General features: G+C 56.8%; 21 protein-coding genes. 1 reads left to right on the top strand and 20 read right to left on the bottom strand.

From position 1 onward, the window contains the following. Positions 1 to 128 precede the first annotated feature (128 nt). The 12 genes from KI379_RS06335 to KI379_RS06280 all read right to left on the bottom strand — a co-directional run bounded on the left by KI379_RS06335 (position 129) and on the right by KI379_RS06280 (position 10,536). The gene (locus KI379_RS06335; protein WP_076168743.1) at positions 129 to 1,169 is read right to left on the bottom strand and encodes an ABC transporter ATP-binding protein; all 1,041 of its coding nucleotides are present in this window, start codon (positions 1,167 to 1,169) and stop codon (positions 129 to 131) included. A gap of 6 nt (positions 1,170 to 1,175) precedes the next feature. After that, the gene (locus KI379_RS06330; RefSeq protein ID WP_076168746.1) at positions 1,176 to 2,093 is read right to left on the bottom strand and encodes an ABC transporter permease; all 918 of its coding nucleotides are present in this window, start codon (positions 2,091 to 2,093) and stop codon (positions 1,176 to 1,178) included. 3 nt (positions 2,094 to 2,096) lie between these two features. Then, a complete protein-coding gene (locus KI379_RS06325; RefSeq protein ID WP_212983094.1) occupies positions 2,097 to 3,029 on the bottom strand; it encodes an ABC transporter permease in 933 nt (310 codons plus the stop codon). A 100-nt stretch (positions 3,030 to 3,129) separates the two neighbouring features. After that, positions 3,130 to 3,954, bottom strand: a complete 825-nt coding sequence (locus KI379_RS06320) for a M55 family metallopeptidase (protein ID WP_116231420.1) — start codon at positions 3,952 to 3,954, stop codon at positions 3,130 to 3,132. Between the two features lie 196 nt (positions 3,955 to 4,150). Next, positions 4,151 to 4,489 (bottom strand): DUF3870 domain-containing protein, encoded by a 339-nt coding sequence (locus tag KI379_RS06315; protein WP_212984624.1) that lies wholly within the window; start codon positions 4,487 to 4,489, stop codon positions 4,151 to 4,153. Positions 4,490 to 4,682: 193 nt separating this feature from the next. Further along, complete coding sequence (locus tag KI379_RS06310) at positions 4,683 to 5,216, bottom strand: DUF6220 domain-containing protein (RefSeq protein WP_212983093.1); 534 nt, start codon at positions 5,214 to 5,216, stop codon at positions 4,683 to 4,685. Between the two features lie 16 nt (positions 5,217 to 5,232). Next, a complete protein-coding gene (locus KI379_RS06305; protein ID WP_145156588.1) occupies positions 5,233 to 5,757 on the bottom strand; it encodes a DUF2269 family protein in 525 nt (174 codons plus the stop codon). A 174-nt stretch (positions 5,758 to 5,931) separates the two neighbouring features. Next, positions 5,932 to 6,624, bottom strand: a complete 693-nt coding sequence (locus KI379_RS06300; protein ID WP_089546368.1) for a response regulator transcription factor — start codon at positions 6,622 to 6,624, stop codon at positions 5,932 to 5,934. Then, entirely contained in the window at positions 6,621 to 8,084 is a 1,464-nt protein-coding gene (locus KI379_RS06295) for a sensor histidine kinase (RefSeq protein ID WP_212983092.1), read from the bottom strand. The genes KI379_RS06300 and KI379_RS06295 overlap by 4 nt, the downstream gene beginning before the upstream one ends. A gap of 12 nt (positions 8,085 to 8,096) precedes the next feature. Continuing rightward, entirely contained in the window at positions 8,097 to 8,840 is a 744-nt protein-coding gene (locus tag KI379_RS06290) for an ABC transporter permease (RefSeq protein WP_212983091.1), read from the bottom strand. Continuing rightward, positions 8,809 to 9,567: an ABC transporter ATP-binding protein gene (locus tag KI379_RS06285; protein WP_212983090.1), complete on the bottom strand. Its 759-nt coding sequence runs from the start codon at positions 9,565 to 9,567 to the stop codon at positions 8,809 to 8,811. Before KI379_RS06285 ends, KI379_RS06290 begins: the two co-directional genes overlap by 32 nt. A gap of 63 nt (positions 9,568 to 9,630) precedes the next feature. Further along, positions 9,631 to 10,536: a hypothetical protein gene (locus KI379_RS06280; protein ID WP_212983089.1), complete on the bottom strand. Its 906-nt coding sequence runs from the start codon at positions 10,534 to 10,536 to the stop codon at positions 9,631 to 9,633. A 298-nt stretch (positions 10,537 to 10,834) separates the two neighbouring features. On the opposite strand from KI379_RS06280, the gene KI379_RS06275 reads away from it, so the two are divergent. After that, positions 10,835 to 11,767, top strand: a complete 933-nt coding sequence (locus tag KI379_RS06275; protein ID WP_212983088.1) for a carbohydrate deacetylase — start codon at positions 10,835 to 10,837, stop codon at positions 11,765 to 11,767. A 103-nt stretch (positions 11,768 to 11,870) separates the two neighbouring features. On the opposite strand, the gene KI379_RS06270 is transcribed toward KI379_RS06275, so the two are convergent. From KI379_RS06270 to KI379_RS06235, 8 genes are all read right to left on the bottom strand, one after another. Next, the gene (locus tag KI379_RS06270; RefSeq protein WP_212983087.1) at positions 11,871 to 14,210 is read right to left on the bottom strand and encodes a X2-like carbohydrate binding domain-containing protein; all 2,340 of its coding nucleotides are present in this window, start codon (positions 14,208 to 14,210) and stop codon (positions 11,871 to 11,873) included. 91 nt (positions 14,211 to 14,301) lie between these two features. Next, a complete protein-coding gene (locus KI379_RS06265; RefSeq protein ID WP_212983086.1) occupies positions 14,302 to 15,204 on the bottom strand; it encodes a helix-turn-helix transcriptional regulator in 903 nt (300 codons plus the stop codon). Between the two features lie 248 nt (positions 15,205 to 15,452). Continuing rightward, positions 15,453 to 16,793: an LLM class flavin-dependent oxidoreductase gene (locus tag KI379_RS06260; protein ID WP_212983085.1), complete on the bottom strand. Its 1,341-nt coding sequence runs from the start codon at positions 16,791 to 16,793 to the stop codon at positions 15,453 to 15,455. Beyond that, positions 16,790 to 17,335 carry an OsmC family protein gene (locus tag KI379_RS06255; RefSeq protein ID WP_076168781.1) on the bottom strand — a complete coding sequence of 182 codons (546 nt, stop codon included), beginning with the start codon at positions 17,333 to 17,335 and terminating at the stop codon, positions 16,790 to 16,792. Before KI379_RS06255 ends, KI379_RS06260 begins: the two co-directional genes overlap by 4 nt. Positions 17,336 to 17,594: 259 nt before the next feature. After that, entirely contained in the window at positions 17,595 to 17,783 is a 189-nt protein-coding gene (locus KI379_RS06250; protein WP_076168783.1) for a hypothetical protein, read from the bottom strand. Between the two features lie 229 nt (positions 17,784 to 18,012). Further along, positions 18,013 to 18,417, bottom strand: coding sequence for a nucleoside-diphosphate kinase (ndk, locus tag KI379_RS06245; protein ID WP_212983084.1), 405 nt, complete (start codon positions 18,415 to 18,417; stop codon positions 18,013 to 18,015). A 62-nt stretch (positions 18,418 to 18,479) separates the two neighbouring features. Then, positions 18,480 to 19,601, bottom strand: coding sequence for a sensor histidine kinase (locus KI379_RS06240; RefSeq protein WP_212983083.1), 1,122 nt, complete (start codon positions 19,599 to 19,601; stop codon positions 18,480 to 18,482). Next, positions 19,594 to 20,247, bottom strand: a complete 654-nt coding sequence (locus tag KI379_RS06235; RefSeq protein WP_076168789.1) for a response regulator transcription factor — start codon at positions 20,245 to 20,247, stop codon at positions 19,594 to 19,596. The genes KI379_RS06240 and KI379_RS06235 overlap by 8 nt, the downstream gene beginning before the upstream one ends. Positions 20,248 to 20,276: the final 29 nt, after the last annotated feature.

Below are 20,276 nucleotides of genomic sequence, written 5' to 3'. Positions count from 1 at the left end.
AGCTATTCCGTTATTCATGAGCTTGCGCTATTCAAGACGCTGATCTATGGTCAAGTCCCAAGGCTTGCAGAGCAAACCTGAAGCAGGATCCTGTTCCCGCAAAATGATAAAACTGTGCTCTTCATGCCTTATCCCTGGCTGGCCGATGCGGTTTCAACCTGCGCCGGCCCTTGCGGCGGCATCGTTCTGGCCCGGGCGTCCTGCAGCCAGCAAGCTACGGTGTGCTCTCCGTCCAGCTTCACGCTGTCCGGCGGGAACAGGCCGCATACCTCCATCGCGTGAGGACACCGGGCGGCAAACGCACATCCCTTCGGAGGTGCGAACAGGTCCGGCGGGGTGCCCGGGATCGCGTCGAGCTTCGCCCCTCTTGGCCGGTCCAGGCGCGGGATGGAATCGAGCAGCCCCCGCGTATACGGATGCTGCGGATTCCGGAACAGCTCCTTGACCGGTGCGGATTCCACAACCTGCCCCGCATACATGACATTGACGCGGTCGGCGATGCTGGCGACGACGCCGAGGTCGTGCGTAATCATGATCAGCGAAGCCTGGGTCGTGCGCTGCAGCATGCGGAACAGATCCAGGATTTGCGCCTGGATCGTGACGTCCAGCGCGGTGGTCGGTTCGTCCGCGATCAGGACGGCGGGACTGCAGATCGCCGCCATCGCGATCATGATCCGCTGCCTCATGCCCCCGCTGAACTGATGCAGGTGCTGCTTCAGCCGGAGTTCCGGGTCGCGGATGCCCACAAACTGCAGCATCTCGACCGCCCGCTTCCTCGCCTCCGTCCGGGACAGCCGCTGGTGGCGGATGACGCCCTCCATCAGCTGCTCCCCGATCGTCATTGTCGGATTCAGCGCGGTCATCGCGTCCTGAAAGATGATCGCGATGTCCGAGCCGCGCACGTCACGCATCTGCTTTTCGCTCAAACGCGTCAGCTCGCGTCCGTTAAAACGGATGCTGCCCTCCGTAATTTTCGAGTTGTTCTTGGGCAGGAGCCGCATGATGCTGCGGGCGGTGACGCTTTTGCCGCAGCCGGATTCGCCGACGATCGCCAGCGTCTCTCCCCGGTGCAGGCGGAGGCTGACGCCCCTGACGGCCTTCACCTCCCCGCCGTACGTGGAGAACGAAACATGCAAATTGTCCACTTCGAGCAGCGCGTCGTTGTTCATCTTCCGTTACCTCCTTTGCTTCGGATTAAAGGCGTTCAAGAGTCCATCTCCCAACAGGTTGAAGGCGAGCATCGTCACCGAAATGAAAAAGGCCGGGAAGAACAGCCGCCACCAGTTGCCGGACAGAATGGTCGGCAGGGCATCGTTGGCCATCGTTCCCCAGCTCGCCAGCGGCGGCTGAATGCCGAGACCGAGGAAGCTGAGGAAGGCTTCGGCGAAAATGGCCGAAGGCACGGAAAACGTCACCTGCACGATAATGACCCCGACGGCGTTGGGAAGCATATGCCTGCGGATGATGTACCACGACCCGGCTCCCAAGGTCCGGGCGGCCAGAACGTACTCCGACGATTTCAGCTGAAGCACCTGCCCGCGGACGATCCGCGCCATCCCGATCCACCCCGTCGCCGTCAATGCCAATATAATGGTCAGCAGCCCGGGGCCCATTACGACCATGAGCAGAATGACCACAAGCAAATAAGGAATGCCGTACAGCATATCGACGAAACGCATCATCGCGTTATCGACGCGCCCGCCGAAATATCCGGCGATGCCGCCGTAAATGATACCAATGAAAAAATCGATCAAGGCGGCGGCCAAACCGACCGTAAGCGAGATGCGCGAACCGTACAAAATCCTGGCGAAGACATCCCGCCCAAGGTCATCCGTTCCGAACCAGTGCGCGCCGGACGGAGGTTGGTTCGCGCTGAGCAGATTCTGGCCGGAGTAGCTCTGATCCGTCAGCAGCGGGCCGAACACGGCCAGCAGTGCCAGCAGCACGATCAGGGCGAGTCCGCAGCAGGCCAGCTTGTTGCGGAGCAAACTGCGGACGGCCTGCTGCCATAACGACTGGCGCGGCCTGACGATCCGCTCCTGTTCTCCGGCCGTTCTGTACATCGGGGTAAACAAATGGTCCGGTACCTGCATGCGTCAGGCCCCCTTTCTATGCAGCTTGATACGGGGATCGATGAACCCGTACACGATATCCACAATAAACATCATGAAGATGAGGAGTGCGCTGTAAAAGACCGTCGTGCCCATGATGACGGCGTAATCCCGGTTGTTGATGCCGTCCACGAAGTATTTCCCCATGCCGGGGATCGCGAAGATTTTCTCGATGACGAAGCTCCCCGTCAGCACGTTGGCCAGCAGCGCGCCGAGCAGCGTCACCACGGGCAGCACCGCATTGCGCAGCGCATGCTTGACGATCATCCTTGCCGGCGACAGCCCTTTGGAGCGGGCCGTCTCCATATAGTCCTGGGTCAGCACCTCAATCAGATTGGCCCGGGTCAGGCGCGCGATCGTGGCGATGGGCCCAACCGAGAGAGCGAAGGCCGGAAGCACGACATGCTTCCACGTTCCCCACGAAGCGACCGGCAGCAGCCCCCATTTGACGGCGACATATTTGATCAGGAGCGGAGCGATAACGAAGCTTGGCACCGCGATACCGATGACGGCCAGCACCATGGCGATATAGTCGATGATGCCGTTCTGCTTCAGGGCGGCCACCGTACCCAATGCTATTCCGGCTGCAATCGCCAGCAGAATGGCTGCCTCGCCGAGCTGGAAGGATACCGGGAAGCCGCGGTCGATCATCGTGTTCACCGTTGTCGGGTAATGGGATATCGATGGCCCGAGATCGAAGGTCAGCAGCGATTTGAGATACAGCAAATACTGGACGCCCAGCGGCTTGTCCAGATGGTAGAACGACATCATGTTCTGCACGACCGCTGCGCTTGCTTCCTTCCCGTCGCGGTCAAACGGAGAGCCGGGAATCGAGTGCATCAGGAAAAAGGTGACCGTGACGATCAGCCACAGCGTGACCAGCATGGATAAGAAACGCTTCAAAATGTATTGCGCCATGAATCTCACCCTCTCTTTACTCGGCATATGGTGCATTCTTTCAGGCCCATCTACCTCGGATAAACCTGACAGCGTATTTTCGGAAAACAGGCGGCCTTCATCAGCAGAAGGATGTTCGCATAGCCAGTTCAGTCATGACCAGCATAGCCTGGTACGCTTCAAGAATATCTTTGGCCTGGAACGAGACGACAGGCGATCCCTGTTCGATCGTGGTGCCTGGCATCAGATGGGCCCATTCCGCCTGCCCGTAATTCGCGAATTCGATCGTCAGCTGCGGGCGTTCCGGCGGAACGAGCGGCTTGACGCGGTCGCGCCCGGCAATCGCTTCAGCCATCTTCTGGCGGAGCAGCCGTCCGCTCTTCTCCGGTGACAGGCACAGCGCCGACGTGCGGGAAATACGCTCCTTGACGATCGCCGTCGTCACGCCGGGCAGCAGACTTTCGGCCTCGATAGCCGTCTCGTCGTCACCGGCCACCATCAGTACCGGCACGCCGTAATGTCCCGCCACGTAAGCGTTAAATCCCAATTCGCCTACGGAGACGTCGTTGATATACATGTTCCGGACGCCGAAAATCATCGTATGGCTGAGGACGCCCTTCCGGGCAGCCATCGCGTGATAGCCGAGAAAGACGGCTCCCGCATAACTTCCGTCAAGCCCCTGCATCATCGAAAACGGTTTGACGTCGCCGGAAATCAGTTTGCTGTCCGGGTGGAGATTTTCGATGATCAGATTGTTCATTTTCGAGTGGCTGTCGTTGACGATCACCTCGCTGAACCCTTCTTCAAAAGCGGTTTCGATGACGTGATTCGCCTCGGCCGTCATGATATGCTGGCCCCGGGTGTAGTTGTAGCGGCTGGAATCGACGAATGTCGCGTCCACCAGACCGGTAATGCCCTCCATATCAATGGATATGTACAATTTCATCTTCAAGTCCCTCCGATTGTCGTATTTGGGTATAAAAAAACCCGGCAAACGTCATATGCCTGCGCTGCCCGGGCGTGCATATGTCATTTGCTGGGTTTTATTTACGCGTATGTCGCCATACTGATAAACAAAGCAGCGGTATGCAATTAGTGAAACACGGAAAACATGGCTTCAAATCGTTCCGAATCGCTGCTGCTCATGAATCCGGCGAAGTTTCCCTCGACGAAAGCGCCAATTTATACTTCTTCTGCGCATCCTTGAACGCCACGATGATCGCCTTCTGCGAAGAGCCGTAATACCTCATCCGGATCTCTTCCGCCACCGGCTCAAGGGAAAGCATGCTCTTCCCGAGAAAGATGGAGCGTACAAACTGCGACGTGAGAGGAATCGTGGAGGAACAGGCGGCATCCACGATTTTGTGGCTGACGGTGTCCACGACCAGTCCGATAAAAAAGGCGCTGTACTGCTGGGTTATCGGATTATTCACCGAGGTTTGTGCATCGCCGACGATGTAGATCGTGTCCTTATCGTACAATTGACGCATCCCCTGTCTCCTCGCTTCTCCTGCTGAACCCATAGGGATGTTCGATGGGCGGCATCGGACGACCTATAAGCCGCAAGGACAAGCTGATTTGTTATTTATTCTAACAAGGGATTCGCGATTTTGTAAATACAAAGTTCATGCAAGCGCTTAATATTTTTCGACACGTCAGAAAACATCACATATACTAACCTTTCATATCTCCGGATCCTGACGCACTGGCCTTCCCGGCACGGTTCGAACCCAGCAGCCAAGGCCAGGAACGTCTAGCCAAATGCACCGACAACCCGAACAGCAGCAGCGCATCCACCGCATGAAGTGCACGCAGCGAACCTGTCACATTTTGAATGGTGATGTGCTGCAGCGCAGTCAAGGCGAACAGTGCGAGCGGCCACCATCTTAGACCACCCCGGATATCCCCCAAGAAGGACAGGACAAACATTACAATAGGAACGAACTCAAAAACGTTCGCAAAGACACGATGCAGCTGCAAATCGCCGGGATCCACCAAAATGCCGAGGCCGGCGAAAAACACCTGCACAACAACACAGGCGAGGTAACCCGCCGCCAACAATCCGTAGATCCACCTTACGGTTCGGATCCGGACCAGCATCGTTGCAGCTCCTGCATCACCGGAGTTAAACTGCCGCCCAGACTCCGATTTCGTACCGAATCCTCCTTTTACTTCATTTTTTTCCTGCTTTTCGTTCCTGCCACCCATTCCTTACCGCTCCCTTTCATCTTTTAACATGGAGTCTTGCTTTGTCCCGCCGTGCTCCCCACGGTTTGAATACCGAAATGATAAATAACCCTGCCAGCGAAACGATCTGCAGAATGATCCCGGTCCACAGCTGTACGTTGTTCACCGTAAATTCCGGGCTGAGGATACCCTGCATTCCCGGCTCGGAGACGTATTGGACCGCTTGCAGCGTCCAGAAATACATGCCGACAGGCCCGAGAATGACCAGAAGCAGCGTCAGGATTTCTTTGACGATGATCCAGTAATATTTGAACAATCCCCATGGCGTCCAGACCGACAGCATGATGCCGGTTACGAGCGTTGCAATCGTGGACACGCGCACCGTCTTTTCGGACAGCATATGCATGATGCTGTAGCATGCGCGAAATACGCCCTCATCCTCTGTGACGGCTGCCGTAATGCTCAAGAACAAGAAAATAACAGCCGTGCCCAGCATAACGGCAGAAAACAGCAAGTGCAGGGTCAGCAGCCATTTCCGCTGCTTCACCGTCATTTTTTTCATCCGATTCACCTCCTTCTTCAGCATAGATCCCGATTCTAAACCGGCTCTAAACCGAATCTAAAAAAAGTATAAAAACACGATCGGGCCTCCAAGCTCCGAAAACGCAAAAAGGCCTTTACCGACAGTAAAGGCCCTTCCCAAAAACGTTTATTAGGATCAAATGCGTATCTTCATCTATACATTAAAGCGGTAACCCACACCCCAGATCGTCTCGATATATTGCGGCTTGGAGGGGTTCGCTTCGATTTTCTCCCTTAATTTGCTGATATACACGGTGACGGTGGCGTTATCCCCCAAAGCATCGAGTCCCCAAATTCGTTCGAACAGGTCGTCCTTGCTGAACACCCGGTTCGGGTGCGTGCACAGGAACAGCAGCAGATCATACTCTTTGGAGGTCAGCAGCACCTCCTGTTCGTTCACGAACACCTTGCGGGACAGCTGGTCAATCCGGATTCCCCGCAGCCGCAGCTCGCTCTTCGGCTCCCGCCGATGCTCCGACGTCAGCCGGTCATAGCGGGACAGATGCGCTTTGACGCGTGCTACAAGCTCGCCTACGCTGAAGGGCTTCGTAATATAATCGTCCGCACCGAGGCCGAGTCCCCGGATTTTATCGATGTCCTCCTTGCGGGCAGTCACCATCAGGATCGGAATGTTCCTCGCCTCGCGGACCTGGCGGCAGATTTCGAATCCGTCCACCTTCGGCAGCATCAAATCGAGGATGATCAAATCGTACTCCTCTTCCAGCGCCTTCTTCAGGCCGGCATCCCCGCTTGCCGCGACGTCGACGGCATATCCGCCCGCCTCCAAATAATCCTTTTCCACTTCCGCAATGACCAGTTCATCCTCAATAATCAAAATGCGCTTCACGCCCGCTCACCGCCATCTCCTGTCATCTTTGGCAACGCAAAATAAATGCTCGTTCCTTCACCGGTACGGCTCTCCGCCCAGACTCTGCCTCCCATGCCCTCGATCATTTGCTTAACGATCGCAAGCCCGAGGCCGCTCCCGCCGGTATCCGTATTTCGCGACGGCTCGGCGCGGTAGAACCGGTCGAAAATATGCGGCAGTGCCGCTTCTTCAATCCCGGAGCCGTTATCCTTGATCCGGATCACAGCCTCATCCGGCCCATCGCTCAGGTATACGGACAGTTCCTTGTCCGCCTTATCCAAATACTTCAGGCTGTTGTCGATAATATTCATGATCACTCTCCGCAGCTTCTCCCGGTCCGCCATCACCTGGACGCGCTCCCTATCAGGCAGTTCACACGCGATCTTCACGCCGGACATCCGGGGATCGAGCTGCAGCTCCTGAACACAGTCCGCTACATATCCCTTCAGATCGGTCGGCTCCATATGAAAAGGCAGCTTCTTCAAATCCAGCTTCGAGAACAGCAGCAGTTCTTCAATCAGCCGGTCCATATCCTCCGTCTTTTTCGCGATCATCCCCATATACTTATCCCGCATCGCGTCGGTATCGGCAATCCCGTCCTGAAGGCCCTCCACGCAAGCCTTGATGCCGGTAATCGGCGTCTTGAGATCATGGGAAATGCTCGCGATCAGCTCCTTGCGGTTATCCTCGTACTGCAGCTGAAGGCGGATCGATTCGCTCAGGCGGCTCCGCATTTCTTCAAATGCCTCCCCCAGCTCCCCGATCTCATCCTTGCGCTTCAGCGCGATTTCGTGGCTCAGATCCCCGTCCTTGATCTGCTCTGCGGCATGCTTTAATGCATACAGCGGCTTGATCAGGCTCCGGGAAACCAGAAAGGTCAGAATTCCGTTGGTTAACCCGATGACCAGAAGCAGGGATAGTATCATCAGCGGGAATAACTTTTTGGCTTCCGCAAAAAATGTGCTCATATCCGTCAAGACGTAGACCGCCCCCGTATGCTGGCCGCTGAACGCGACATCGAATTTCTCCACGGAGAACCGGCCGCTTCCTTTCGCTCCCCAGCGGTGCCAGGACATCGCCGGCTGCCACTTCTGGATTTCCTTCTCCACATCGACGCCGCGGAGCAGATCCGAGGCATACGTGATCCGGCCGTCTTCCGTTACGACGATCCCCGCATCCAATCGGGTCAGCTGTTCGTCCGCTTTGGCTACGAAGGAGGGATCGGCGAACCGATCGGGTTCGGTCTGGATCATAAACTTGAGGCCGGCGGCCATTTCGCCGCGAAGGCTTGCTTTTTCCCAAATGGCAGGGGTGCCGCGGCCTTCCCCGATGTTTTTGAACAATACGGTATACAGCCCTCCGGCAATCACAGCGAACAGAACGACCGGGATGAAGGTCATCGCAATATAAGAAAGCAAAAGTCTTGTTTTGATGGACATGGGCCAATCTCCTTAGAGCTGTTTTCTCGCGAACATCATGAGTCCCGCCGCATAAGCCATTATAATATAAGACAGCAGCAGGAGAAACGTATTGAGCAGTGTACCCGCTGGCGCTCCGCTGCCGGTCCACAGCACATCCCAGCGTGTGTAGGAAAAGACAGACCAGGCAGACAGCTGCGGCAGCAGCAAAGGCAGCGCTTTGGCCGCGGCATAGATCAACACGATGGTCATTAAGGCGCTGGTTCCGGACGAAAACAGCTGCGCCATGAATACGCACACCAGGCCGATGGCCATCATTGGCACTAAGGAAGCGGCGTACGCCTTCAGGCTGTCCGCCATGCCGCCTGCCGGTCCCCCGACTGCCCACGCCGATACGGTTGAGGCGATCCAAAGCACGCCAAGGCATAGGGCGGCAAACACCGCGATGGCGATCACTTTAGACGCGTATGCCCGGGCACGCGTAACCGGCCGCAGCAGAACCAGCTTCATCGTGCGGGCCGCCACTTCCCCGGCAAACGAGTGGGCTGCCGCAGCCGCCATGTAGAGCGGAATGATCGCAAAGGTGAACAAGTGAAGCATGGCCACCGGGAGGCTCCCCTCCAGTCCAAACAGCATGCCTGCCCTCATCTTCAGAAGGCTGGACAGCAGCACGGTAGCGACTGGCAGGATCAGAGCCAACAGCAGGAATCCCTTCGTCCGGCGCTGCCGCCAGAGCTTCTCCGTTTCATTCAGCAGATTGGCGTATAAGCTGTGCATCGCGCTCCCCCTCCTTGGACTCCAGCAATTTAAAAGTGACGTATTGTTCCAGCGACAGGCCTGCCCCGTTCCATTCGTCATCCCTTCCCAGGCTGATCAGACGACCCTCACGCATCACGCCGACGCGATCCGCGATCAAGCTCAGATCGTGGATCAAGTGGCTGGAAATGAGGAAGGTGATTCCTTGGTCTGCCAGCTGCCGGACCGTGCTGCGAAAATCGGCCATCCCTTCGATATCCAGCCCGTTCGTCGGTTCGTCGAGCAGCACCAGCCGCGGAGCGGACAGCAGCGCCGAAGCCAGCCCCAGCCGCTGCTTCATTCCCAGCGAAAAGCCGCGCACCCGTTCATTGCGGTATGGCTTGAGACCGACCTTCTCCAATACTTCGTCAATCCGGCTTGCCGGCAGATCCTTGTAAAACCGTGCCGACAGCTTCAAATTATCGCGGGCGCTCATGTATTCATAAGCTTCCGGGGTCTCAATGATACACCCCGTATGGCTGACGGCCTGTTCAAAACGCTCCGCGATATCATGCCCCATGATCCGGACGTTTCCCCGATCCGGTTGGATTAAGCCCGTGATGATTTTGAGCACCGTCGTCTTACCCGCGCCGTTGGGCCCGATGAATCCGAATACTTCGCCCTCCGAGGCGGTAAATGACACATCCTTAACCCCCCGGTGGTTACGGAATAGCTTGGTGATTCCCTCCACTTCAAGTACGCTGTTCATGCGTTCAATCCCTCCTTCTAAAAAAGGGCGGCCGGACCTTCTCCTGTCCGGCCGCCTTCCTGCTTAGTGACGATTCCAGCCGTTTCGTTCCCATCGGTTATCGACCTTCTCGGTCTGTTTACCCGCGAGATCGACCCGGTCGGGCGTCGTTGCGTCATACCCCGAGAAGCCGGCGTTCAGTTGGAAGGTAAGCTCATGCGCTGCTCCTGCCGCATCCTTCCCCGTAACCCGGATTTCCGCCGATTGGTTTTCCAAGGCAGCGTTTTTGCCGATTTTGGCATCCAGATCGACCTGCTCCACCTTGATCTCATCCGTCAGCTTCGGCAGACTCACCTTCCATTCCGAATGTCCGGCCGGCAGATGTCCCTGAACCGCCGCACCGTGATTCCAGCCATCCGCGCTGCCGGCCTTGGAAGCGATGAGTGAGCCTACAGCATTCACCACGGCCGGAATCTGGCTGCCCGATAGATGGAGCTCCGCCTCCTTCGTACCGTCGCTGCCCGTCTCCACTGTCGCCAAATCCTTGATGTTCCCCATCAGCGCTTCCATTACCTGCTCCGCGGCTTGCGGCATTTGGGCCGCTTTACCGTCATGCTGCCACTCTGGCGCCTGGTCCATCACCCGATATACTTCCGAATTACTGCTCTTTAGAATCATCTTGCCGTCCTGTCTGTATGTCTGCATCGTATGTGTCCGTGTACCGTCGTCTACCACCGCCGTCATGCTCATCGCCTGCTTGGCGTGATTGACCTTCATGTCCGCCGTACCGGACAGCACCTTCTTACCGTTATCGCTCAAACTCCATACGACATGGGAAGCCATGCTGTCAGCGCCCTTCGTATGCGTAAACGCTGATTTGTAAGCTTCATATCCGGATGTGTTCGCCATAACGGAATACCCGCTTGCGAACAGCATAACCGCGCCCAGCCCGACAACCGCTCCTGCCGACAACCATTTTTTTCTCATCATATCCTCCATTGTTTCGTGAATTAGAAAGCCCGGGTCCCGGGATGGCATCTGCCGTCCGCCTTCGGAGCGGACTCGCCCTGGCCCTCTAATCACCATCTTATCCCCCATCTCTAAAACGCCTCTAAACCAAATCTAAAAAAAGTATAAAAATGCGCCCGGTCACCGCTGTCCGGGCACGATGCGGGAAAACCTTCCCGGCCGGGCGTCCGTACGTTTCCAAACGCCTGCGTACCGCATTAAGCTGTATCATCGGTTATTTATGGCCAGATTCTATGAACGATGGAGGGAGTGCGCTGCGATGAACCGGCAAGTCATTATCAATGCCGACGATTTTGGCCTGTCACTTGCCGTGAACCGCGGCATTATTGAGGCATACCGGGCCGGTGGAATCACCAGCACCTCGATGATGGTCAATATGCCCGGTTTGGCGGACGCTGTGCATGCAGCACGCTCGCTGCCCGGTCTCGGCGTCGGGCTGCATTTTAACCTGACATATGGACGGCCCTTGTCGGACCCGGCTGCCGTCCCTTCGCTGGTGAGAGAGAACGGGCTATTCCTTGATGGTAAAATCAGACGCAGCCGGAATGCCGCCGATGTCGCCGCCGAGCTGGATGCCCAGTGGAACCGGTTCCTGGAGACGTCCCTGTTCCCCACACACCTGGATTCACATCAGCTGCTGCATCAGGACGACCCTGTGATCTACCGGGTGATGGCTGAGCTGGCGTGCAGGCACCGGATCCCGCTCCGGAGATCGCAGATTGAACATCCTCATCTTCCCCCGCCTGCTCTGAAAATGACAGACCGGGTCCTTCTGGACACCTATGGCGACAGCGAAGGCCTGCAGCGGCTGCTGCACTATATCCGCTCTGCTCCGGATGGGATGACCGAGATTATGTGCCACCCCGGTTACGTGGATGACGTGCTGCGCGGCTTGTCCGAATGGACTGAGATCCTGGAGCGCGAGCTTCGGGTATTTACCAATCCCGAAATTGCTTGGACGATGCAAGCATGTTCCATTGAACCGGTGAACTTTAACGCCGTCAGGGAGCGCCCCGTTTTATCCGATGACGGAGTTTCATCCGCAGCCCCGCTTAAAAAAACCACCGTCCCGCGAAGCTCTTTAGCGAAAAGGAGATCGCGCTCGCCGATCACGCAAACCGGCAGGCACGCAAACCATAAGCGCCGGCGCAGACGTTCCGTAACCCCCTCCGGGAAGCCTTCCCTGCCGTAACATGCCGAAAGCCCTCCGTGTGGAGGGCTTTCCATCGCGCGATAAACTTCAGCGCCTTCGCAAAAGGATTCAGCAGTTCATTCCTGCATTCTCTTGGAACGACTCACTGCTGCGGGTGGACGTCCACCGTCACAAACGCGTCGTTTCCTGCGCTGAAGGTCAGCCGGAGCGGCTGCGGCCCGTCGGGAAGCTGCGACAGATAAGCCTTTTGCAGCACAAGGGTCGATCCTTCAAGTGTGTAATCCGTCTCTTTACGTAACTTCCCGGATTCATCCTGGACCGATACCAGCCGGTTGCCGTTCAGGCTCATCTGAAATTCAGTCTGGTCTCCGCCCCGGACGTAAGTCGCGGTCGCTGCCGATACAGCCGACTGCGCCGGAGGGAGGCCTGATGCCTGAAGCCCCATTTCGCCAAATGGAATGCCTTTAAGCTCCGGAATCCGGCTGAGCGCCTTGGCATTCCGCTTCAGCTGCAGGCCGCCTGCCGTTCCGTCCACCGGAACCAGTTCGGTCAGCTTGCCGACTGAGATGTTGTTCTCAAATGTTCCCAGTGCCATGTTCTGCTCGACCTCCCCCGTGATTGGCCCGCTGCCCACAAAAACATTATTCCGCACCACGTTCCGCTTCGGAAGGAGCGGCTCGTCGTTCAAGATGTCCGGGAGCGTCGGGTAGCGTTTGCTCCAGATCTCGCCTTGATAAGGGACCTGATCGAACTTGCCCATCAACGAGTCGTAATTCTTTTCTCCCGGCTTATAGTTCCGTGCCATAAATGCAATCACATTTCCGGCATGGATGACAAGGTTGTTTTCGACGACGTTTTCCCGTCCATTGGCCAGCTTGAACGCCTGCTTGCCGATATCGGTGATGACGTTGCCGCGCATTTCCACACCGCTCATATAGTCGTCCAGATAAATAGCCGCGGTGGAGACCCGCAGATTGCTGGCCTTGATGTCGTGGATGTAATTGTAATTGATGGCATTGCCGCGCCATACGAAGCTTCTGCCCGAGTAAATGGCTGAGGCGTCGGCTGTTTCCTTGACCACATCGTAAATCTCGTTGTACGCGATCGTATGGTCGTTCCCCCGGAACTGAATGGCAAAATGGGGAGCATTATGCATCTTGTTATGCGTCACGCGGTTGCCGACTCCGTTGATTTCCACAGCCGAGGCGTACGTCAATTTGATCCGCGCATAGTTGCTGATGTCGTTGTTGTCCGCGTAATTCCCGGCAGCCGTCAACGTGGCGGCATCTCCCCCGTTCAGGATCACACCCCCGTTCCCCATGCTGTAAATGCTGCAGCCGGATACGCCGTTGTTTTGTCCGCCGTCGATTTTGACCGCATAGCCGCCCATTTTGCTGATCTCCATATTGGAGATGAGGTTGCTGCCGCCGCCGGTCATCGTGATCGCGTTGCCCCGGCTTACTTCCAGGTCCATCCCTCTTAACGTCACGTTCGATACGTGATCCATCCGGATCATGTCCTGCGTGAAAGCGGATAGCTGGATTGTGATGCTATTCAGTGGGGCCGGAGGATACAGGTACAGCATGCCGTTCTCCCGGTTCAAATACCATTCGCCCGGCCGGTCGAGCTCTTCGAGGACGTTGTAGAAATAAAAACGCTGTCCGGCTTTCATCGCATAGCTGCTGCCCTTGAACGTTTCGATCCGCTTCTGCGCCTGGTCGATCGACTTGATCTGAAGGTCGTTGGTGAACCAGTCATTCCCCCAATACCCAAGCATCCAGGCATCCCGGAACGACTGCCAGGCATGCGGCATCTCATCCTTGAACGTAAAGGTGTAGCCCTTGCCGGCCGCTTCGTCCGCTTTGTCCACGACCTGATCGACTGTAGTGAAACCTGCGTTCGGCCACCGCGCCAGCGTCATGGCATTGCCGTTCACCCATAATTCCGGGGCGACGGCGAGGTTGTTCCCCAGCTCACCGTAGTCCGTAATGCCAAGGGACTTCAGGTCCAGCTGGACGATTTTGCCCCGGCCCTCCTGCGGAATTCTGCCCAGCACCTCAGGATCGGATACCGGGCGAAACTCCGACGGATTCAGCGTATCTCCGCCGACGAGGCTCACCTTCTCGCCATTGTAGGCCTGGTACGTAATCGGACCATCCTTCGTCCCCGAATCCTGCTCGTTCAGCTCGAATGTCCGGCTGAGACGGTATTCGCCGCCGCGGATCAGGACAGAAGCCCCGCCTGCGGGGAGCGTGTGATTCCGGATCATTCCGCGGATGACATCCCTGGCTTTTTCCAATGTTGCAAAAGGCTTCTGCTTCGATCCGTCATTGGCATCGCTGCCATTTTGGGCCACATACAGCATGGCCGGATGCTTCGCAGGAGCAGGGGCAGCTGCCGTATGTACCGAGGGAACAGACAAGCCGCTGCCGAACATCACGCCAATCGCCATCATCATTTTCAAGCCGGCGACCATTCTCATGAACTCCACCTCACATTTGCCCGGATTCCGCCGGTTGCCGGCGGTTCTCCTCATCATACAGCGCTTACAAGAGGGGCCGAAAGGGATTAGCCTAACCTGAATTGTTCTCAAACAAACAACTTGGTTCGAGCATAGGCTGTGCTTCAGGCATGAGGTTGGCATGGCCGTTCATCAGCAGATTCCGGTATTCGGAAGGGGAAGCGCCGTACTTTTTTTTGAAGGCCGCGGAAAAGTGGGACAAATCCTTAAAGCCGCTCTGGCCGGCGATTTCGGTAATCGCCAAATCCGGCGTCTCCAGCAGCTGCTGCGCATGCTCCAGCCTTCGCTCCTGAATATAACGCATCGGCGTCATACCGAGATGCCTTTTGAACATCCGGATAAAATAGTTGGGGTGGAAATGCGCCTGCCGGGACAGCTCTTCGATCGTAAGATCCCCGGACAGATGCAGGTCGATAAAATGGAGCGTCTCCATCAGTTCCTTGGGTGAGACGGAAGCGTATTTCGCCCGTTGAAACCGCAGGGCCCGTTCGATAAAAAAGGCGATGATCGACAGCAGCGCGGATTGAATCCGGAGCGATCCGGCGGGTCCTGGATTCGCCCGGTGCTCTACCAGCTCTTGAAAGCTGCTGCTCAGGCCGGCGGAATCCCCTGCCCAAACGGCATGCGGAAGGCCGTACAAATGGAACAAACGCCTCAAAGGGACATTGGAGCGAAAATGGCACCAATATTTCGTATACGGCGGTCCGGCGGTCACGGAATACGATTGTTCCAATCCGCCCGGGATCAGCACCAGCTCCCCCGGCTTGGGCCGAAGCTGCTTGTGGCCGACCTGCATCCACCCTTCCCCGTTGCATATGTAATACAGCTTGTCGTACGTTGGGGTAAACCGGAGCCGCTGCCAACCGGCATGGCAGACGGACCTCTTGGCAAGGAGCAGCTGAACGCGCAGCTGGGCCAGCTGCCGGCTCATGAATTGCTGGTGAATCGGATCCATGCTCATCCCCCTTCATCCGTAGGTTTAAGGTTCGTTTAATAGCATAAACCCGCTTCTGGGGACGATACAGGTGTTTTGTTATGGATTTGGAAGGAACGGCAAAAAAGGAGAAGAAAACAGCTTCTTCTCCTTAGTCCACGGCGGTGAACCGAACGAATCGGCAGTAGATATGCAATGAATCGGCTGCAATCGGTGCATGGTACTTCCCGTGCACCGATGCAGTGCCAAGCATGCCGGTGCATTGACGATTAAGCCTCGTGGACTGCCTTGGCGAGGTTTTGAGCCGCGTACCGGTTGGCCGGGACCGGCAGCCCGAGATTCCCGCGCAGCGTATCGCTTTCGTACTCCGTCCGGTACAGGCCTCTCGCTTGAAGGATCGGCACCACGAGATCGACGAAATCGGCCAATCCGTTCGGCACCACGGTCCGGACATTGAAGCCGTCGGCCGCCCCTTCTTCAAACCATTTCTGAATCAGGTCGGCGACCCGCTCCGGCGTACCGATAAACGAGGTGCGCGGGGTCGAAGCCCGCAGTGCCACTTCGCGGAGCGTGAGCCCCTGCTCCCTGGCTTCCTGCTTGATTTTGTCCGTCGTGCTGCGGAAGCTGTTGCTGCCTAAATCACCGATGTCCGGGAACGGCTCGTCCAAGGGGAATTGCGAAAAGTCGAAATGGTCGAAATAACGTCCCAAGTAATTCAGCGCCTGATCGATCGAAACGAGCTCCGCAATCTCGCGGTATTTCCGCTCCGCCTCCTCCTCAGTGCGGCCGACGATCGGCCCGATTCCCGGGAAGATCAGCAGCTCCTCCGGCTTGCGGCCGTAAGATGCGGCTCGCGCTTTGACGTCCTGGTAGAAAGCGCGTGCTTCCTCCAGCGTCTCGTGCGCGGTATAAATCGCGTCCGCAGTGCGGGCCGCCAAATCCCTGCCGGACTCGGAGGATCCGGCTTGAAAGATGACCGGATGCCCCTGCTTTGACCGTGCGATGTTGAGCGGCCCCTGCACGGAAAAGTGCTTGCCTTGATGGTGCAGCGTATGCAGCTTGGACGGGTCGAAAAATACCCCTGCCGCCTTATCCCCGACAAACGCGTCATCCTCCCAGGAATCCCACAGTCCTTTGACAACCTCCACATGTTCCTCGGCGATTTCGTACCGCAGGGAATGCTGGGGGTGCTCTCCCTTGCCGAAATTGAGCGCAGAACCCTCCAGCGGCGAGGTGACCACATTCCATCCCGCTCTGCCCCCGCTAAGTTTGTCTATGGAAGCGAACTGCCGGGCCACGGTGAACGGCTCGCTGTAGGACGTGGACAGGGTGGCTACGAGGCCGATATTCGTCGTCACGGCCGACAGGGCGGACAACAGGGTCAGCGGCTCGAACCGGTTCAGAAAATGAGGATTGGATTTCTCGTTAACGTACAAACCGTCTGCGATGAACAGCAAATCGAATTTCCCCTCTTCCGCCTTCAGCGCCTGCCGCTTGTAAAACTCCAGGCTTACGCTCGCATCGGTTGGAATAGAGGGATGCCTCCAGAAAGAAATGCTGTTGCCGACGCCATTGAGATTTGCACCCAGCTTTAATTGCCTTTTGGTCATCGTACAGCCTCCTCCGGCCGGCTGAGGACCAGCTCGCCTTCGATCGCCTGGGGATCACGGAGCAAATTGAAAATCGGGCAGACCCGTTCGACAGCCTCGTGCAGCGCCTGCAGCGTCTCCTCGCTTTCGTCTGATTCAATGATCAGCCGGTAGCGGATGTCATGCGGGTAGATAGGAATATGCTCGTATCCGGGTCTTCCCGCCAGCGGATGCATCTGCGCCTCCACTTCAACTTCCAGGCTGTGCAGGGACACCTCGCGTTCCGCGGCTTGAATGAGCGTAATATGCGTCAGGCAGCTGCCGAGCACGCCGAGCTGAAGTTCAGGTGACGAAGGCCCCAGGTCATAGCCGGCAAAGTCAGGCGGACTATCGCTGATCACCCGGTAATCCCGGATCCGGATTTCGCGCACCCCGCTTCTTCCCTTGGCCGACACTTTGGCACGCAGCGTGTTGACGGCCTGCGCCGGCTCCGCTTCGGCCTTTGCTCGCCGGAGCAGCAGCGCATTCCTCTTTTGCTTCAAATACTCATTCAGATCAGCCATATTGGACTTCGCCTCCCACTGATTTTTTCCGCCATGCCACCAACGGAATTTTCTATAAATCCTATAAGAAAAGTAGTAATTATAAATATAGGGGAACTCCAGCGGCTTGTGTAATAGAAAAATCCAATTCGCGCATGCAAAATTTAAATCCAAACAAAAAAGGCCGCCGGAAACGACGACCCAATGATCTAGCCTATTTGGGATAAAACTTAATCTTAGAGCAATAGCTTTCTCAGGGCGTTCACCCGCCATGCACGGCCTAAAGTGCGTATTCCTTCAAAAGCTTTTCCGTCGTTTCCGCATCCGGCTGCTCTTCAACACCTGTATGCTGCGCCTTCCAGCAGGCCAGGCATTGCTCCTCGGTCGTGCACTCGTAAGCTTTCGGACAGGTATAGCAGCAGTGGATCATAAATGTCGTCAGGTCGCGGAGTTGATTGATCTCGGTCATCACCGTTCACCTCTTCTCGTGATAGGACTGCTCATCCAGGTCATGATGCGAAAGACTGCCAGAGTTGTGAAACACTTCACATCATCAGGCGGAAGAGGGCCGGGCCTCCAAAGTTATAATGCTTGAAAGTCCGGCATGCATGCTCTTTTCGGCTTCCCCCTGCAGTTTCATTATATATCCGAACACAAACTGAAACTGTGACCTATTTTACACTTGCGGCGTTCAAACGCTATTTTTCGAAAAATAACCGGATTTCCCTGCGCGCATGCTCTGGCGAATCGGATCCGTGGATGACATTCTCTTCAACGGCCAGCCCGAAGTCGCCACGGATCGTGCCGGGAGGCGCCTCAGCCGGATTGGTGGGACCGATGAGGGAACGCGCGTTAGCCACCGCTTCCTTCCCTTCCACGATCATGGCAAATACCGGTCCGGACGTAATGTAATCGACCAGTTCTTCAAAGAACGGCTTGTCCTGAAGATGGCCGTAATGCACGCGCGCCGTTTCCCGGGAAATTTCCATGATCTCGCCGCGCAGCAGACGGAGTCCCTTCTTCTCAAAGCGGCTGACGATTTCGCCGACCAGCCCCCGCTGGACGCCGTCGGGTTTAATCATGACGAATGCTTTTTCGCTCATCGTTGTCATCTCCTTCTTGCCCCCATCTTACGGGTTAAGCCGGAAAAAAGAAGTGAGCTTTCTCACAGTTTCGCCGTTGATTTCGGCAGCGTCAACGTTACTGTCGTTCCGCTTCCCGGCGCGGAGTCGATCCGGAGACGGCCGCCGGCTATCCGTGCCCGCTCCGCCATACTGAAGCGTCCCACTCCTTGGGTTGGCAGAGACGGCTCGAAACCGGCCCCCTGGTCGCTGATGCGCACGGCAACCTCCTCTTCTTGCTCCCAGATCTCCACCTCAGCCTCGGAAACGTCGGCATACTTGGCGATATTGGTCAGCGCCTCCTGAATGACCCGGTAGATCACGGTTTCCTTCTGGATATCCAGACGCTTGCGCAAATTGCATTCAAAAGCAACCTTGATCCCATAATGGGATGCATAGTTTTCGATATAAGTCCGGATCGCAGGGACGATGCCGAGATCATCCAAAACAGACGGCCGCAGTTCCCAGGCGAGCCCCCGGACTTCCTCGATGACCCCCGCGACATGCTCGCGGATCCCGCGAAGGTCTTCTTTCTCAGGCTCAGGGGAGGCAATGGCCCGGTCCAGCTGGATCAGCAGGGAAAACAAGCTCTGCCCGATGCCGTCATGGAGCTCGCGCGAAAATTTGCGCCGCTCTTCTTCCTGAATGGTCATGACCTTGGCCAGCGTTTCCTGCAGCTCTTCCTCCACCTTTTTCAGGCGGGTGACTTCGTTGCGGATGGCCAAATATTGATAAGGCGTCCCGTCCTCGCCTATGAACGGGACGATCGTCGTGTTCACCCAATAATAAGTCCCGTCTTTGGCCCGGTTCCGGATATCTCCGGTCCAGACCCGCCCGGAGGAGATGGTGCTCCACAAGTCGCGCATAAACGCTTTGGAATGCGTCCCCGAGTTGATGATCCGGTGATCCTGGCCCAAGAGCTCGGAGCGGTCATATTTCGAGATTTCGCAAAATTTATCGTTGACGTATTGGATCTTCCCCCGGCGATCGGTCACCGCCACGATCGACGACTCGTCCAGGGCGAATTTGACGTCCGCCAGCTGTTTCAGCGATTCCCGCAAGTCCGTGCGGAACCGGGATTCCGGGAGCTGCTCATCGAGCTGGGACAGAAGCGACTCGACATGCTCGGCGATAATCTTCCCGCCGGGTTCCGGTTGTTTATTCAAATTGCAGCAGCCCCTTCTTCATGGCGTATTTGATCAGCTCCGGCCGGGTTTTGAGCCCCAGCTTCTCCATCAGATTGCTCTTATGCGTCTCGACGGTCTTGACGCTGATCACGAGCTGCTCGGCGATTTCTTTGTTGGCATAGCCCATGGCCGTCAGCGACAAGACCTCCTTCTCGCGTTCCGAGAGGCCGTCGAACAGATCGGTGCTCTCGCCCCTCCGCATCTGCTCCACATACTCGTTCATCAGCCGCTTCGTCGCCGTCGGGTACAAATAGGCGTCGCCTCCGGCGACCGTGCGGATCGCGGTAAGCAGCTCTTCATGGGGCGCGCTCTTGAGCACATAGCCCGCGGCGCCGGCATGAATCGCCCGGAACAAGTATTCGTCGTCGTCATGCATGGTCAGAATGAGAACCGCCACGTCCGGTAGCTGCTGCTTCAGCTCGGTCGCCGCCGTTAACCCGTCCTTCCCGTGAGGCATGCTTAAGTCCATCAGGACAACGTTCGGCTGATGCTCAAGGGCCATGCGGATGCCTTCGTCCCCTTCGGATGCTTCAGCCGCCACCTCAATGTCGGGCGCCGCGCTCAGCAGCATACGAAGCCCGGAGCGGACCATGGCATGGTCGTCTACAATGATAATGTTGATCATTGGCGTCCTCCTTTTGCTTTTATGATCTA

This window comes from Paenibacillus cineris, from assembly GCF_018333335.1.
GTDB classification, from domain to species: Bacteria; Bacillota; Bacilli; order Paenibacillales; family Paenibacillaceae; genus Paenibacillus_AQ; species Paenibacillus_AQ favisporus.
Note: the sequence above shows the minus strand (reverse complement) of the source record. Positions and strands in the feature narration are given on the sequence as shown.